Source organism: Sphingomonas endophytica, from assembly GCF_014199415.1.
GTDB classification, from domain to species: Bacteria; Pseudomonadota; Alphaproteobacteria; order Sphingomonadales; family Sphingomonadaceae; genus Sphingomonas; species Sphingomonas endophytica.
Genome location: NZ_JACIJN010000008.1, coordinates 128,405 through 143,497, shown reverse-complemented (window position 1 = coordinate 143,497; position 15,093 = coordinate 128,405). Strand labels below are relative to the sequence as shown.

At 66.3% G+C, this 15,093-nt stretch carries 9 protein-coding genes and 2 pseudogenes; 3 read left to right on the top strand and 8 right to left on the bottom strand.

Annotated elements, in window-relative coordinates; translation table 11 throughout:
• Nucleotides 1-66: 66 nt before the first annotated feature.
• The 5 genes from rhaT to rhmD are packed head-to-tail and all read right to left on the bottom strand — an operon-like array spanning nucleotide 67 to nucleotide 4,901.
• On the bottom strand, nucleotides 67-1,113 hold the full coding sequence (gene rhaT, locus FHS97_RS12785) for an L-rhamnose/proton symporter RhaT (RefSeq protein WP_184038357.1): 1,047 nt from the start codon (nucleotides 1,111-1,113) through the stop codon (nucleotides 67-69).
• A complete protein-coding gene (locus tag FHS97_RS12780; RefSeq protein WP_184038354.1) occupies nucleotides 1,098-2,054 on the bottom strand; it encodes an amidohydrolase family protein in 957 nt (318 codons plus the stop codon). Before FHS97_RS12780 ends, rhaT begins: the two co-directional genes overlap by 16 nt.
• A gap of 54 nt (nucleotides 2,055-2,108) precedes the next feature.
• Nucleotides 2,109-2,858 carry an SDR family NAD(P)-dependent oxidoreductase gene (locus FHS97_RS12775; protein WP_184038350.1) on the bottom strand — a complete coding sequence of 250 codons (750 nt, stop codon included), beginning with the start codon at nucleotides 2,856-2,858 and terminating at the stop codon, nucleotides 2,109-2,111.
• Nucleotides 2,855-3,703 (bottom strand): 2,4-didehydro-3-deoxy-L-rhamnonate hydrolase, encoded by an 849-nt coding sequence (locus FHS97_RS12770; protein ID WP_184038345.1) that lies wholly within the window; start codon nucleotides 3,701-3,703, stop codon nucleotides 2,855-2,857. Before FHS97_RS12770 ends, FHS97_RS12775 begins: the two co-directional genes overlap by 4 nt.
• 10 nt (nucleotides 3,704-3,713) lie before the next feature.
• Complete coding sequence (gene rhmD / locus FHS97_RS12765) at nucleotides 3,714-4,901, bottom strand: L-rhamnonate dehydratase (protein WP_184038506.1); 1,188 nt, start codon at nucleotides 4,899-4,901, stop codon at nucleotides 3,714-3,716.
• 165 nt (nucleotides 4,902-5,066) lie between these two features.
• Between rhmD and lra1 the strand changes: the two genes are divergently transcribed.
• Nucleotides 5,067-5,828: an L-rhamnose 1-dehydrogenase Lra1 gene (gene lra1 / locus FHS97_RS12760; protein ID WP_184038503.1), complete on the top strand. Its 762-nt coding sequence runs from the start codon at nucleotides 5,067-5,069 to the stop codon at nucleotides 5,826-5,828.
• Nucleotides 5,829-6,023: 195 nt separating this feature from the next.
• On the opposite strand, the pseudogene FHS97_RS17550 reads toward lra1, so the two are convergent.
• Nucleotides 6,024-7,028: pseudogene (locus FHS97_RS17550) on the bottom strand (acyltransferase family protein); the annotation flags it as partial.
• A 92-nt stretch (nucleotides 7,029-7,120) separates the two neighbouring features.
• The gene (locus FHS97_RS12750; RefSeq protein WP_184038342.1) at nucleotides 7,121-8,794 is read right to left on the bottom strand and encodes an alpha-galactosidase; all 1,674 of its coding nucleotides are present in this window, start codon (nucleotides 8,792-8,794) and stop codon (nucleotides 7,121-7,123) included.
• Nucleotides 8,795-9,558: 764 nt separating this feature from the next.
• On the opposite strand from FHS97_RS12750, the gene FHS97_RS12745 reads away from it, so the two are divergent.
• Both FHS97_RS12745 and FHS97_RS12740 read left to right on the top strand, forming a co-directional pair.
• Complete coding sequence (locus tag FHS97_RS12745; RefSeq protein WP_184038339.1) at nucleotides 9,559-12,408, top strand: TonB-dependent receptor; 2,850 nt, start codon at nucleotides 9,559-9,561, stop codon at nucleotides 12,406-12,408.
• 89 nt (nucleotides 12,409-12,497) lie between these two features.
• Nucleotides 12,498-14,174 (top strand): alpha-amylase family protein, encoded by a 1,677-nt coding sequence (locus FHS97_RS12740; protein ID WP_184038336.1) that lies wholly within the window; start codon nucleotides 12,498-12,500, stop codon nucleotides 14,172-14,174.
• A 326-nt stretch (nucleotides 14,175-14,500) separates the two neighbouring features.
• On the opposite strand, the pseudogene FHS97_RS17545 reads toward FHS97_RS12740, so the two are convergent.
• A pseudogene (locus tag FHS97_RS17545) lies at nucleotides 14,501-14,770 on the bottom strand (Lrp/AsnC family transcriptional regulator); the annotation flags it as partial.
• Nucleotides 14,771-15,093 lie beyond the last annotated feature (323 nt).

The window sequence follows — 15,093 nt, the reverse complement described above, 5'->3', positions numbered from 1 at the left end:
ACGGGTTAACCTGCCCCTTCGGTCGGAAGTGACGTTCGCAACCTCAAGCGCCCGGGCGGCGGCCCATTACGCCAGACTGTTGCCATAGCCGATGATCACCGTCGCGCCGACCAGCAGCGCGATCCCCGCCCCCACCGTCGCGCGCACCCCCGCCCGCACGCCCTTCCACTCGCGCAAAGCGAAGCCCCACAACGTGCCGAAGATGATGATCGACGCCATGTGCAGCGTCCAGGAGGAGAAGCCGAGCCGCCCCATCTGGCTCTCGCCCATCGTGTAGAAAAAGAATTGCAGATACCATAATGTCCCGCCCAGCCCGGCGAGCAGATAGTTGCGCGCCAGGGCCGGGCGCTCGACCGTCGCGGCGGCGCGCCCCAGCCATTGCCCGCCCGAGCGATTGCGCAGGATCAGCCATGCGCACCACAATGCATTGGTGACGAGCCCGCCGAACATGACGAGGCACAGCACCGGCAGCCCGGTCCACAACGGCCCCGTCCCGGCCGCGGCCGACAGCACCTTGACCGGCGCGCCCGCGGCGAGCCCGAAGGCGAAGCACGACGACATGATGCCGGAAAAGATCGCGACACCGATCCCCTTCCGAAAATCGAATTCCGCGATCGTCGCGGCCTTGTCTGCCGCATCCTTTCGCGAACCCGCTACCGCCACCACAACGATCCCGGCGACCGTCACCGCCAGCCCGAGCAGGATGGTCCGCCCGCTGGCCGTGTCGAGCAGCTTCGCCGCCACATCGCCCGTCACGATCGGCGGGATCAGCGTGCCGAAGACGGTGCACAGCCCCAGCACCACCGCCATCCCCAGCGACAGCCCGAGATAGCGCATCGTCAGCCCATAGGTCAGCCCGCCGAACCCCCAAAGCGCGCCGAACAGGATGCACAAGCCGGCGACTGGCGCGGGGGTCTGCGCGAGCACGCCCGCCAGATCGCGCGTCATCACCGCCGCGAACAGCCAGGGCGCGACCAGCCACGAGAACAGCCCGCCGGTCAGCCACAGCACCTCCCAATTCCAGCCGCGCACCCCGCGATACGGAACATAGAAGCTCGCGGACGACAGCCCGCCGAGCCAATGATATAAGACACCAATCAAAGGGTTGGGCATGAGGTGCTCCGCGTTTCAACGGCGATGTCGAGCCGGGCGCCAAGCCCCAGACGATAGAGGCGCTCGGCGTTGCGTCCCCACATCGCGCGCCGCTCGTCGCGTGAGAAAGCGGCGGTGGCATCGGCCAGCACACCCAGACAGCGGTCGAACGGCGCGAACAGCGTGTCGGTCGGGGTATCGCTGGCGATCAGGCAGCGCGCAGGACCGAACAGGTCGATCGCCTCCGCCAGCAACGGGCGGACGAGCGCGTCGGTCCAGTCGCGCGCGACGAAGCCGAGCCCGGAGAGCTTGATCGCGGTGTTGGGCAGTGCGGCGAGGGCGCGCAGCCCGGCCCGCCACTCCTCCCGCCCGTGCGGATCGGCGAGGACCGGCATGCCGAGATGGTTGATGATGACCGGCACCTCGGCGTGCCGCGCGATCAGCGCCGCCAGCGCCGGCATCTGGCCGGGATAGCATTGCAGGTCGAACGACAGCCGATGCCGCTTCAACATTGCGAAACCGGCCTGCCACGCCGCCGACCGCGTCAGGTCGCGCGGCTGGTAGCTGCGTCGCGCGTCGGAATGCCAGTTGACGATCTGGCGGATGCCGCGCACGCGCGGCTGCGCGGCCTGCGCCGCGAGGACCTGCTCGACCTGCGGATCGTCGAGCGCCGCGAAAGCGACGATCGCGGTCGGCAGCTGCTCGGCGTCCGCCACCGCTTCCAGCCAGCGGGTTTCATCGAGCGCCTGCGCAGGATCGGCACCGGCCTCCACATGCACCGCGCCGACCATGTTCCACCGCGCCGCCTGCGCGCGATACTCGGCGACGGTGAAATCCCGCGCGATCGCCGCGACGCTGCCGTTCGGCCCGTCATCGGCGAACGGCGGCGTCAGCCATGGATAGCGGATCCGCTGCACATCCCAGAGGTGGATATGCGCATCCACGAACGGAACGTCGGCCATGCCCTTCCCTCCCCATCGACGCGCCCGCGTTTGCGGGTCGCATCCGCGCGCTGGTCAATAGGTCGTGCGACCACCCGACGTATCGAAGGTCGATGCAGTGGTGAAGCTGCACTCCGCCGACGCCATGAAGCACACCATCGCCGCCGATTCCTCGACCTCGCCGAGCCGCCCCATCGGGATCTTGCCCTTCATGTAATCGACCTGGCTTTGCGGAAGCTGCGCGAGGATCGGGCTCTCGAACGTCGCCGGGGTCAGCGCATTGACGATCACGCCCTTGCCCGCGACTTCCTTGCCCAGCGATTTGGTGAAGCCGATCACCCCCGCCTTCGACGCCGAATAGGCCGAGGCCTGCGGATTGCCTTCCTTGCCGGCCACCGACGCGACGTTGACGATCCGCCCATAGCCATTGGCGAGCATGTGCGGGACGACCGCACGGCAGCAATAGAACAGGCCGTTGAGGTTGACGTCAATCACGCGCTGCCAGCTGTCGATCGGATAGCGTTCGACCGGGGCGGTCGCGCCGGTGATCCCTGCGGAGCAGACGAGCACGTCCACCTTGCCGAACAAGGCAACGCTCTCCTGCGCCGCCGCGGCGACCCGCTCCGCATCGGTGATGTCGAGCGCATAGCTGCCGGCCGCGCCGATCGCCGCCGCCGCTTCCTGCAACGCTTCGGAGTCGCGATCCCACAGGCAGACGCGGCCGCCCTCGCGCACGATCCGCGCCGCGACCGCGCGCCCCAACCCCGACGCGCCGCCGGTTATGATCGCACTCTGCCCCTCGAACCGCCCGGCAAAGCTGCTCATCCCAGCCTCGCCCGGTCGAAGGCGACGACCTGCTGGCGCTGCGTTCCCAATTTGTCGATTGCCAGTTCCATGACATCGCCCGGCTTGAGGAAGATCTTGTCGGGCTTCTTGCCCTCGCCCACCCCCGGCGGCGTGCCGGTGATCAGGAGATCGCCCGGCAGCAAGGTGACGAAGCGGCTGACATAGGCGATCAGTTCGGCGACGCCGAAGATCATCGTGCGTGTGTTGCCGGTCTGCATTTGCACGCCGTTCACGTCGAGCCGCATGTCCAGCGCCTGCGGATCGCCGACCTCGTCGGGCGTCACCAGCCACGGCCCGACCGGGCAGAAGGTATCGTGCCCCTTGCCCTTCGACCATTGCGTGCCGCGCTCCTTCTGGTTGAAGCGTTCGGACACGTCATTGGCGAGCACATAACCCGCGACATGATCGAGCGCGTCGGCCTCTGCGACATAGCGGCACGCCCGCCCGATCACGACGCCCAGCTCGACTTCCCAGTCGCCGTGGGTCGCGCCCTCGGGCAGCATCACGTCGTCGTTCGGGCCGGACAGGCTGGTGACCGCCTTCATGAACATCATTGGCTCGGTCGGGATCGGCAGGTTCGATTCGAGCGCATGATCGCGATAGTTGAGCCCGATCGCGACGATCTTGCCGACGCCCGCGACCGGCACGCCGTAACGCACGCCTTCGGGCGCGAGCGGCAGCGTCTCCGGATCGAGCGCCGCGAGCTGGGCCAGCCGGTCGACGGTCAGGTCGGGCACTTGCGCGGACAGGTCGCGCACGCGGCCCTGTGCATCGATCACGCCAGGCTGTTCGGCACCGATCGCACCGAAACGACAGAATTTCATCGGCAGGTCCTCAATGGGTATAGGGACGGTGAAGCGGAACGTCGGGATTGAGATCGACCCCGAAGCCGGGGCGATCGAGCGCCGACGCGCGGATGCGGCCATTGACCGGCACCGGCTCGCCCAGCAGTTGCGGCGCGAACATCGGCACCACCTCGGTCGGGCCGGGGTGCATCATCAGGAATTCGGCGAACGGCGAATTGTGGCGCGTCACCACGAAATGATAGCTGTAGACCGACGAGCCGTGCGGAATGACCATCGCGCCGCGCGTGTCGGCATAATGGGCGATCTTGATGAGTTCGGTGATGCCGCCGCACCAGCCGACGTCGGGCTGGATGATGTCGCAACATTCCATGTCGAGCAGCATCCGGAAGCCCCACCGCGTCGCCTCATGCTCGCCGGTCGTCACCAGCAGCCCGCGCGGCGCGTTCTTCTTCAGCTGCGCATAGCCCCAGTAATCGTCGGGGCTCAGCGCCTCCTCGATCCATTTAAGCCCGCATTCGTCCCAGGCGCGCTGCGCCAGCCGCGTGGCATAATCCACGTCGAGGCTCATCCAGCAATCGTACATCAGCCAGAAATCGTCGCCGCACTTGCCGCGCATATCGGCGAGCAGCGCGATGTTCTTCTCCATCCCTTCCGACCCTTCCGCCGGTCCGTGATGCAGCGGAAGCTTGCCGCCGATGAAGCCCAGATCGCGCGCGATGTCCGGCCGCGCGCCGGTGGCGTAGAACTGCAATTCGTCGCGCACCGCGCCGCCGAGCAAATGGCACACCGGCTCGCCGCGCAGCTTGCCGAGCAGATCCCACAGCGCGAGATCGACGCCGGAGATCGCATTGATGACCAGCCCCTTGCGCCCGTAATATTGCGTCGAGAAATACATCTGGTCCCAGATCTTCTCGACCTCGACCGGATCGCGCCCCTCGAGAAAGCGCGCAAGATGCCGTTCGACGATATAGCAGGCCGGCTCGCCGCCGGTCGTCACCGCGAAGCCGATCGTGCCGTCCTCCGCCTCGATCTCCACCACCAGGGTGCCGAGCACGTTGATCCCGAACGAGCGCCGCGACTGGCGATATTCGGGATAGCGGCTCATCGGGGTGGCGATATGATCGTCGATCCAGTGTGCGCCCTGCTGGTCGTGATAGTCGGCGCCGCCCCCCGTCGCGGTGAAGGCGCGGACGTGCTTGATCTTCGACAGCCCCATCGCGCACCCTCCCCCGATCGGCACCGATCCGGCCACCACCAGCCGGATTGTTTTGCCACATGGTGAGTTTGCTGATTATAAAATGGAAGCGCGCCCGTCAACCGAGCCGCGTAAATGGCGAAGGGGTCGCGGCGCGTTGGGGATCGAATGGTAGGGGGACCGAGCATGTTGCTGGAGGGAAAACGCGTTCTGATCACGGGTGGATCGCGCGGGATCGGACGTGCCGCCGCGATCGAAGCCGCCCGCCAGGGTGCCGATGTGGCGATCAACCACTTCGACGATCGCGCCCACGCCGACTCGGTCGTGGCGACGATCCGCGCGCTGGGACGACAGGCGATCGCCGTCGACGGCGACGTCGCCGCGCCCGCGAGCGCCACCGCCTTCGTCACCGCCGCCACCGCGGCGCTGGGCGGCGTCGACGTCTTCGTCAGCAACGCCGGCATCTGCCCCTTTCACGCCTTCCTCGACATGCCGGCCGCCACGCTCGAGCGCACGCTGCGAGTCAATCTGCATGGCGCCTTCTATATGGTCCAGGCTGCCGCCAACCAGATGGTGCGGCAGGGCAACGGCGGCGCGATCATCGCGGTGTCGTCGATCTCGGCGCTGGTCGGCGGCGAGTATCAGACGCATTACACGCCGACCAAAGCCGGCGTGCACTCGCTGATGCAATCGGCCGCGATTGCGCTGGGGCGGTACGGCATCCGCTGCAATTCGGTGCTGCCGGGGACGATCCTCACCGACATCAACAAGGACGACCTCGCCGATCCTGACAAGCGCGCGCGCATGGCGGCGCGCATTCCGCTGGGCCGGCTTGGCGAACCGGAGGATCTCGCCGGGCCGATCGTGTTCATGGCCTCCGACCTCGCACGCTACGTCACGGGCGCCGCGCTGCTGGTCGACGGCGGCGCGTTCGTCAATTTGCAATGAGCGGGGCAACGACGCCCGTTCTGTTGTGCCGGGTGACGGGCGAGTGATCAGGCCGTACCCGTTTGCTGCTGCCCCGCGCATTTCAAGAACCTCGCGCCCTTTGAGGACGAGTCGGCGAGCGACCTGAGAAAGGAAGCGTCGGCCCAGCCAGCGTCGCACCGGCTCGTCGTAGAGCTTGAGGCTGGCATAAGCGAGCGCGACAGCCGCGACGACCAGCGCCACCCCAACCGGTGCGCCGATACTTGCGGGCACCTTATGGTCGATCACCCACGCGGTGTAGAAATAGATGAGCGGGTAATGCGTGATGTAGAGCGGGAAAGACAGCGCGCCGAAGAAGCGGGCGACGCGCACGCTCACGCCCGTCACCGTCTTGACCCCCGCCCCGATCGCGACGACCAGCGGGAAAAGCAGCAACACGCAGGCCGCATCGTACAGGCCGTTCGTCCGATGGTGGGGCGTGTCCCCCATCCGGGGCAGGGCCAGGGCGACGATCAACATGATGGTGCTGATCGCGAATGGCTGCGGGTTGCGCAGCCGCCACCCCGACCGCATCAGCAGCATGCCGGCGAGAAACGGGTAGCATAGCCGGGCGAGCCCGACATGGATGCCGGCGGCATCGAGCGACCAGCCACCGACAAGGTCGCGCCGTTCGCCGAGCAACGCGACCTGGAGCAGCAGCGCCGCCGCGAGCACCGCCAGGATCGTCAGCGCCCGCACTGACAGCCGCCGCAGCACCAGCGCATAGGCGACGTTCGCGACATATTCGTAAAACAGCGACCACGCCGGTCCGTTCAGCGGGTGGATTTCGTCCCACCCGCGGATATCGAGCTGCTTGGGCAGCGGCAGCAGCGTGCAGCCGAGCAGCATCACCAGCAACATCTGCCAGACCGGCGTCGCCGCGATCTTCGGGAACAGCGCCCCCGCCTGCAGGTAGAAAAGCGCGGCACCGATCACGCTGCCAAGCACCACCATCGGCTGAAGCCGGATCAACCGCCGCTTGTAGAAGTCCCACGCGCCCATGCGGCCCCAGCGATCGTCACAGGCATAGGCGATGACGAAGCCCGACAGCAGGAAGAAGAAGTCGACCGCAAGATAACCGTGATTGATGATCTGCCGCGTCGGATCGCCAAACGAATAGGCCTCAAACGTGTGGAACATGACCACCATCAGCGCCGCGACGCCGCGCAGCCCGTCGAGCACGACATAATGGCTTTTGCCCGGGGCGATCGCATCGGGCGCGGTCGCCGCCGCGCCAGACACCTCACCGGGCGCGGCGAGCACGGCCACGCCGCTCACGGCCGTCGAACCAGCGCAACGATACCCGCGCGCGGCACGGCGACGACATGGGTGCCGCGCGTCAAGTCGAGCGCCGTGCGTGACACCTCCCGTCCTTCCGCGTCGGTCGCGCGCGCCTCGTAGCGGCCGAGGTCGCGGGTCGCGTCCACGACCAGCCGCGCCGAGGCCGTGGCGTTGACGAGGTCGATCGCCGGTGCAGCGGCGTCAAGCACGATCGCACGATCGGCATAAGCGGCGACGATCTGCTTGTTCGCCGTCACGGCGCGGACCAGACCATATTGGGCGTTGATCCCTTCCGGCCTGAATCGTCCGTCGAGCAGAACTTCCCGGTTGGCGCGCCAATAGGCAAGATAGTGCGTCAGCATCGCGGTATGCGCCGGGCTGAGGCTGTCGAGCCGCATCGACACCTGCGGGACGGCGAACAGCGTGTCGAGCAATTGCACTGCCGCCTTGTCGCTCGGCTCGTCCGGATGCCACACGATCGGGTCGGCATGGACCGGGGTGGCGCCGGCCAGCAGCCGCAGGTCGACGATACGCTGGCGGTTAAGGATCGAGGCGTTGGGCGTGTCGGATGCGCGCAGCATGTTGCCGAAGGTGCGGATCACCGGGCCGCTGTATGGCTGTCGAAACTCGATCATTACATCGGGACGGACCGCGCGCAGCGCCGCCATCACATCGACCATCAGGCGGTTCACGGCCTCATAGACCGAGGCCATGTCGCGCCCGTCGGCGCGGTTGAGCACGGTGGTCTCGTCGCTGCTGAACATGTCGATGAAGTCGAGCTTCAGCCCGTCCCAGCCCCAGTCGCGCACCGCGCGGCGAAAGGTCTCGATCAGATAGGCGCGCACCTCGGGGTAGCGCGGATCGAGGACGTTGGTGCGCTGGTCGGCCCAGCGTCGCAGGATCTTGCCGCGAAAGCGCGGCAGCACCGCCGCTTCGTCCCCGACCAGCGGCACCGAGAACCACAGCATCCCCTTCATCCCGCGCGCGTGCAGCGCGTCGGTGACGACCCGCATCCGGCGCAGCCGTTCGGGCTGCCAGTCGCCGGCATGCGCATAGCCGCGGTTGCTGTCGCCGGTCTGCCAGCCGTCGTCGACGATCATCACCTTCAGGCCATGCCGCGCCGCCGCATCGGCCTCTGCCAGAACGACCGCTTCGGGTATGTTCTGGTGGTAGCTGACCCATGTCGAGTCGAGCGGCTCGCGGGCGCTGGGCGGCGCCGCGAGCGGCTGCTTGCCCGGCTGACGCGACCACCAGGTCGCGACATCGCCGAGCGCGGCCGAGAAGGGGATCGCGCGCGTGTCGAAGCGCAGGCTCGTTGTATAGCGCGTGAGCGGCGCATGGCGTTCGCTGAACAGCTCGACGCTGCTGTAGACCCGCACGTCCTCCTCGCGCAGTTTGGCGGCGAGCAGGACGGGGTTTACTGCGTCCTCGGCGGAAACCGTCAGCCGGTTCTGCTCGTCGCGTCCGTACAGCGTCAGCACCGGCGCGGCGGCGGTGAGCGTCGAGCGCAGTCTCGTCGCTGCGAAATCGGGCACGATCGTTCGGCCCAGTCCTGCGTCCGGCGTCCACATCCCCGCCATGTCGACCGACGGCTGCGACCAGCGGATCGTCAGCCGCGGCGGCGGGGCGGGCGTGGCGCGGGTCAGCGTCACTATCAGCCGGTCCACACCCGATGCGATCGGTTCTGTTCGAAGGTTCAGAGCAAAGCCGTCGAGATCGCCAACGACGGCGACCTCCCGTCCCGCGACCATCACCACTCGCTGCTTCTCTGCCGAGACGGCCGCTGTGGCTTGCGCTGGCGCTACCGATGGAAGGAGGCATCCCGCGAGCGCAGCAGCAAGCGTCAGATACCCTGATGCGCGCGCCGCGTGTCGCTTGCACCGGTGGCTTACGGGTTGGAGCCACCGGTGCGCGTAAGCGCCGACAAGACGATGGCGCAAACACGAGCGCAAAGCGCCGAATACCACGATAGCCACAGCGCCTCCCCCATAAAACGCACCTGCGCCTGACTGTCGCAAACGGTGGCGGGCAGCCCCGCAGCGTGCCGACAAGATTGTTACTCCGCCGACCGTCAATCCGACGTATCGTTGCGCGAGTCAGCGTTTTCTGTTGTTAAATCAGATAGGTGGACAAAAAAAGCGCTTGGCGGAAACTTTTTATCCGATTAAAGCTGCTGCCAGTAGGCGTGGAATTGAACTTAGCGACGCTCAGTTGAGCAGAAGCCACCACCGATATCCAGCATGGGCCGGTGCTAATTCTCGAGCAGAGTATCGGCCGATCGATGCATGTAGCGGCACATGAACGAAGTTAATCGGCGTTGCTCCGTGCTGCCCGTTACTGGATTCGAAGCACCACGATCATCAGGTCGGGTGTCGAGCGACTCGTATCCAGAGAGAAACAATCATCCGGGAGGGGTTGAATGGCCTTACGATTGAAGATCGCGCTTCTGGTGAGCGGTGCCATGCTCGCCGTGCCGGCGATCGCACAGGACGCCACCCAGCCGGCCGCTGGCGCGCCGCAGGTGAGCCCGGACGGCGCCGTGCAAGAGCCGACGCCCGTTGCGGCGCAGGTCGGTCCTGGCGCCAGCGACGCCGCAAACGACATTGTCGTCACAGGCATTCGCAGCAGCCTTGCGTCGTCCGCGAGGATCAAACGTGACGCGCAGCAGATCGTCGATAGCATCTCGGCCGAAGACGTCGGCAAGTTCCCCGACGCCAACATCGCTGAGTCGCTCCAGCGCATCACGGGTGTGGCGATCGATCGGTCCGGCGGTGAAGGCCAGTTCATCACCGTGCGCGGGCTCGGGCCCGAGTTCAACACCGTGCTGGTCAACGGCCGCATCATGGCGACCGACAATCCCGGCCGCGAGTTCTCGTTCGACGTGCTGTCGTCGAACATGATCCAGCGCACGGACGTCTTCAAGTCGAGCGTGCCCGAGTTGCAGGAAGGCGGCATCGGCGCGACCGTCAATATCATCACCGCGCGCCCGCTCGACGGACGCAGCGGGTTCCATGTCGCCGCCTCGGCGGGCGGGATCTACGACACGCTGCGCGAGAAGGTCAGCCCGGACCTTTCGGCCGTGACCTCCCTCACCAACGAGGCCAAGACGCTCGGGATCGTGCTGTCCGGCTCGTACACCGACCGGCGCAGCCAGATCGACTCCGTCGATATCGGCGGCTGGCTCTACGGCCCACAGAACTTCGTAAACGGCACCCCGGACTCCGTCGGGCTGCTGCCAGGTGCGATCACCAGCACCGGTACGACCGTGAATGTGCCACAGAGCGTCAACTACCGGCGCGAACTCAATCGCCGTCGCCGCATCAACGTGGCGGGAGCAGTGCAGGCGCAGGTCAGCGACCAACTGCTGCTCACCATCGACGGCATCTATTCGAAGTTCGATGTCTTCGCCGACGCGAACACCTTCGCCAATTTCTATTCGAGCCCGTATATCGGTGTACAGCTCGACGATACCAACTCGGCAATCGGCTTCAACCGGCCCGGCCAGCAGTTCCTTGCTGCCAATCCGGCGCTCAATGGCCTGGTGTCGCTGTCGCAGAACGACAACATCGTCAGCAAGAACATCCGTCAGACGCAGACCTATCAGATTGGCGGCAATCTGAAGTGGAACCCCGCCGAGGACGTTGAGGTACGCCTGGATGCCTCGACGACCCGGGCGACCCGGCGTGCCCCCAACCAGTTCGTCGTGGTCGGCTCACTGGCGCAGACCAGCCCGCGCTTCGATCTCAACAAGGACGGCGACCTGCCGATCGCGTCGAACTTCGGCAACATCACCGATCCCTCGCTGATGCGTGCGCACTACACCGGGGTCGACGCCGACCGGGTGCGCGACACCAGCTCCGAGTTCCACCTCGACACCGACTACAAGATCCACGACAGCATCCTGCGTTCGGTGCGGATCGGCGTTGCCTATTCGGACCGGACCAAGGATCGTCGCTCGTTCAGCAACCGCGATGGGAACAGCGCCTACACCGGCTATGAGATCCCGATCGATCCGTCGCTGCTGTCGACCTACACGCTCGACAACTTCCTTCCTGGCGTGTCCGGCAGCGAGAGCGCGCCGCGACAGTTCTTCACCTACGATCCCAATGCCATCATCGCCTTCCTCTCCGATCCGAGGACACTCGCGCTGCCGCGTCAGGGGCGTACCGCAGCGGAGCAGGCCGCTGAGGCGGCGCGGCTGCTGGCGCTGCCGGGCGGTCCGTTCGGCCTGCGCGAAAACCCCGGCAGCAACGCCAACGTCAACGAACGGCTGCTCGCCGCCTATATCGCCATGTCGTTCGGCGGGGAAAATTGGAGCGCCAATGCGGGCGTTCGCGTGGTGCGCACGCAGACGATCTCACGCGGCTTCGACCAGCCGGTAATCGACGTCACCAACGCGCGCGGTGACGACACGCTGATCTACACTTTTGGCCCATCGACGCCGATCGCGGTTCGCAACAGCTACGTCAACGCGCTCCCCTCGGCGAACATCAAATACAACGCCACCGAAAAACTGATTCTGCGCGCCGCCTTCTCGCAGACCGTCACGCGACCGACGCTGACCGATCTGGGCGTCGACAACTCGTTTGGCGGCCGTATTTCTGTCCCGCTGTCGAGCGGCGGCAATCCCACGCTCGAGCCGTTTAAATCGACCAATTACGATCTCTCGATCGAATATTACCTGAACTCGATCAGCTATGTCAGCGTCGGCGGGTTCTACAAGGAATTGAGCAACTTTCTCGAACTGCAAACCGTACCGGTGCAGCGGTTCGGCCGGACTTATCAGGACACCCGCACCCGCAACGGGCAGAGCGGCTACATCCGCGGCGTTGAGGTCGGTGGGCAATATACGTTCGACTGGCTGCCGAGCGTGCTGTCAGGGTTCGGGGTGGCGGGCAACTACACCTATGTCGAAAGCAAGGCCGAGCGCGACGCGTCGCTCGCTGACTATGATTGCGGGTATAACGGCCTCTCGCCGCACTCCGCCAACGGCAGCCTCTTCTACGAAAAATATGGCCTCTCCGCGCGCGGCTCATACAATTGGCGGTCGGATTATCTTCGCTCGTGCCGCTCCGATCAGAGCCGCCCGCGCAACCGCTCAAGCTACGGCCAATTCGATTTCAACGTCGGCTACGACATCACGCCCAACCTGCAACTCTACGTTCAGGGCGTGAACGTCACCAATCAGCGCATTCACGAATGGTCGGCGATCGAGGAGCGGTTCCTGCTGCTTCAGGAGACGGGCGCGCGGTACAATTTCGGTGCACGCATCAAATTCTAGGCGGGCCGCTGCTTGGCCGACGCCGGTCGCGTGCAGGACGCGTACCACCATGTCGCCCAGCCTTCCCGGCTTCGCGGAGAACACGAAGAATGCTGATCAATCGTCGTGATCTGGTCACCCAGGCGGGTGTGCTCGGTTTCTCGCCGCCGCTGTTTGCGAGCGCGGCCGATGCGGCTCCTCACGGGCGCGGCATGTCCGATCATCTCGACGCTCCCGATGCGGTTGCGGCGCGCGCCGCCGATGGCGCGATGACCGCAATGACCCGGCAGGGCTCGAGGTGGAGCACGACCGGGCTGAAGGTCTCCGTCAATAACGACCGTGAGGCGAACGGCTCCGGCCTGAACGTCGCGCTGGAGAGCGCCCGCGACGACGTCGCCTTCCTGCGCCTGCGCTGGCGACGGCGGATCAAACCCGACGCGCGCGTCCTCGCGGATACGTGGGAGCGCGCTTACGGTGAATTGGGCTGGCGCGGCCTCTCGCCGGAGCGGGTTCTCCCCTGGTATTTCAACTTGGCACAGGGCAACGATGTCGCGGCATTCGGGGTGGAGACGCAGCCCAACGCTTTCTGTTTCTGGCAATGCGACCCCGACGGCATCTCCCTGTGGATCGACCTGCGCAACGGCGGTGAGCCCGCGCACCTGTCCGGCCGTCGTCTGGCGTTGTGCCGCGTGCTCTCGACGCAATGGGGCGGCCACGGCGATCCCTACAGCAATCTCCGCGCCTTCTGCGCGCGCATGTGCCAGCGGCCGCTGCTGCCCGCCGGTCCGATCGTGGGCAGCAACGACTGGAACTATGCCTATGGCCGCAACACGGCGGCAGGTATCCTGCGCGACGCCCGATTGATGGTCGAGCTTTCACCGCCAGGTCATCGGCCATTCGTCGTCATCGACGACGGATGGCAGGACAAGCAGCGCTTTCCCGATCTCGCCGACCTGGCCGCGCAGATGCGTGCGAGCGGTGCGCGGCCCGGCATCTGGATACGGCCGCTCCGCGCTGAAGAGCGGGTCCGCGCCACCCGGCTGCCGCCAAAGCGCTTCGGAGACGCCGCTGCGGAGGAAATCTCGGCATATGATCCGTCGGTGCCCGATGGCATGAACGCCACCCTGCGCTCCGTACTCGACGCCCGTGCGCAAGGCTTTGAGTTCATCAAGCACGACTTCACCACCTTCGAGCTTTTCGGCCAATGGGGTCGCGACATGGGCGCGCAGCCTGGCAGGCGCGGCTGGCGGTTTGCCGACGCAACACGAACAACCGCGGAGATCGTGCTCGACCTGTATCGTTCGATCCGGTCGGCCGCGGGGTCGGGCTGCACGATATTGGGCTGCAATACCTTCGGCCATCTCGCGGCCGGCATCTTCGAGACGCAGCGCATCTCTGACGATACCAGCGGGCGCGAGTGGGAACGGACGCGCCGCTTCGGCGTCAACGCGCTGGCCTATCGCATGCCGCAGCACCGCACCTTCTTCCACGCCGATCCCGACATCGTCGCAATCACGCGGATCATCCCCTGGCGGCTGACTGCGCAGTGGCTGGACGTGGTGGCGCGCAGCGGGACGGCCTTGTTCGTCGCCCCCGCGCCTGACGCCATGTCCGACGAAGCGCGGGCCGCCGTGCGCGCGGCGTTTGCGATCGCCGTGGGAAATCCCGCCGGTCATCCGGTCCCCGACGCTATCTCGCAGACGCCCGAGACCTGGCGCTTCACTTCGCCGGCGACCACTCGACAATACGAATGGGACTTGCCGGACGGCGCCGATCCGTTTGTCTGACGCCCATGTAAAATCTGTTTCAAGCGGCGCGCTTGCCCGCGAAGACTTACGAAGATCGCCATGTTTCTTCCAGCGATATAGCGCCAATGGCACTCGTCAACACATGCCCTGCGCGCGAAAGCTTCATCCTGTTCCCACGAACCGGAGCGCCGGAGCTATACGAGTTCATCAGCCGAACGGCTTGCTGAAGAACCGTCCTCGTCGCGTCGCGAACCGGCGCACCTCCGCGCGTCGGCGGCGTCTCTCCGCCAGCTCCAGTCTGCCGCCTTGGTGCGACATCCGCCTGGTGCGCCGTCCCGATACGCGCGGCCACGCACCACGCGCCCCATGTGGGCGTCGAGCACCTCGGGAAAGCCGCAGATCGCCTCGGTGAATTCGTCGAGGTTGGCGCGGCCGTGCGCGTTGAGCCGCACCTGCGCGAAGATGTGTGCGCTCAGCCCGACCTTGCGGCGATCCACCAGTGCGACGCGGCCGCGGATCACGCCCTCGCGCTCGAGCCGTTCGATGCGGCGCCAGCACGGCGAGGCGGACAGGCCGATCTTGAAGGCGATCTCTGCGACGGTCTGCTGCCCGTCGCGCTACAGCTCGCGGAGGATGCGGCGCTCATAATCGTCGAGCGGTGTCGTTCGTGCCGCGCTCCGGCATTTTCAGGGTCAACCATGCGGGAGCTTAGCTCCAGCGGCGCACATGGGGAGAGCTTTTCCGCCGCGTCGCCGTCATCCTGCACGCCATCGATCTGAGGTCTGGACCAGACCGCCCAGCGATCCGGTCACGTCGCCGCCCGCCGCGCCCGACAAAGCGCTGGCGATCAGACGCACCGGGCTCCCCGCGCCGTAATCCTTGCGTGGCCCGTCCGCTTCGCCCTTGAGCCGCTCGGCGCTCCCCGCATCACCCGCCGCCGCGGCTTGCTGGTTTCCTA

Coding starts and splice junctions, on each gene's coding strand:
- FHS97_RS12740 (WP_184038336.1), top strand. CDS start 12,498: ATGCTGATCAATCGTCGTGATCTGGTCACCCAGGCGGGTGTGCTCGGT.
- FHS97_RS12770 (WP_184038345.1), bottom strand. CDS start 3,703: ATGAAATTCTGTCGTTTCGGTGCGATCGGTGCCGAACAGCCTGGCGTG.
- rhaT (WP_184038357.1), bottom strand. CDS start 1,113: ATGCCCAACCCTTTGATTGGTGTCTTATATCATTGGCTCGGCGGGCTG.
- FHS97_RS12780 (WP_184038354.1), bottom strand. CDS start 2,054: ATGGCCGACGTTCCGTTCGTGGATGCGCATATCCACCTCTGGGATGTG.
- FHS97_RS12775 (WP_184038350.1), bottom strand. CDS start 2,858: ATGAGCAGCTTTGCCGGGCGGTTCGAGGGGCAGAGTGCGATCATAACC.
- lra1 (WP_184038503.1), top strand. CDS start 5,067: ATGTTGCTGGAGGGAAAACGCGTTCTGATCACGGGTGGATCGCGCGGG.
- rhmD (WP_184038506.1), bottom strand. CDS start 4,901: ATGGGGCTGTCGAAGATCAAGCACGTCCGCGCCTTCACCGCGACGGGG.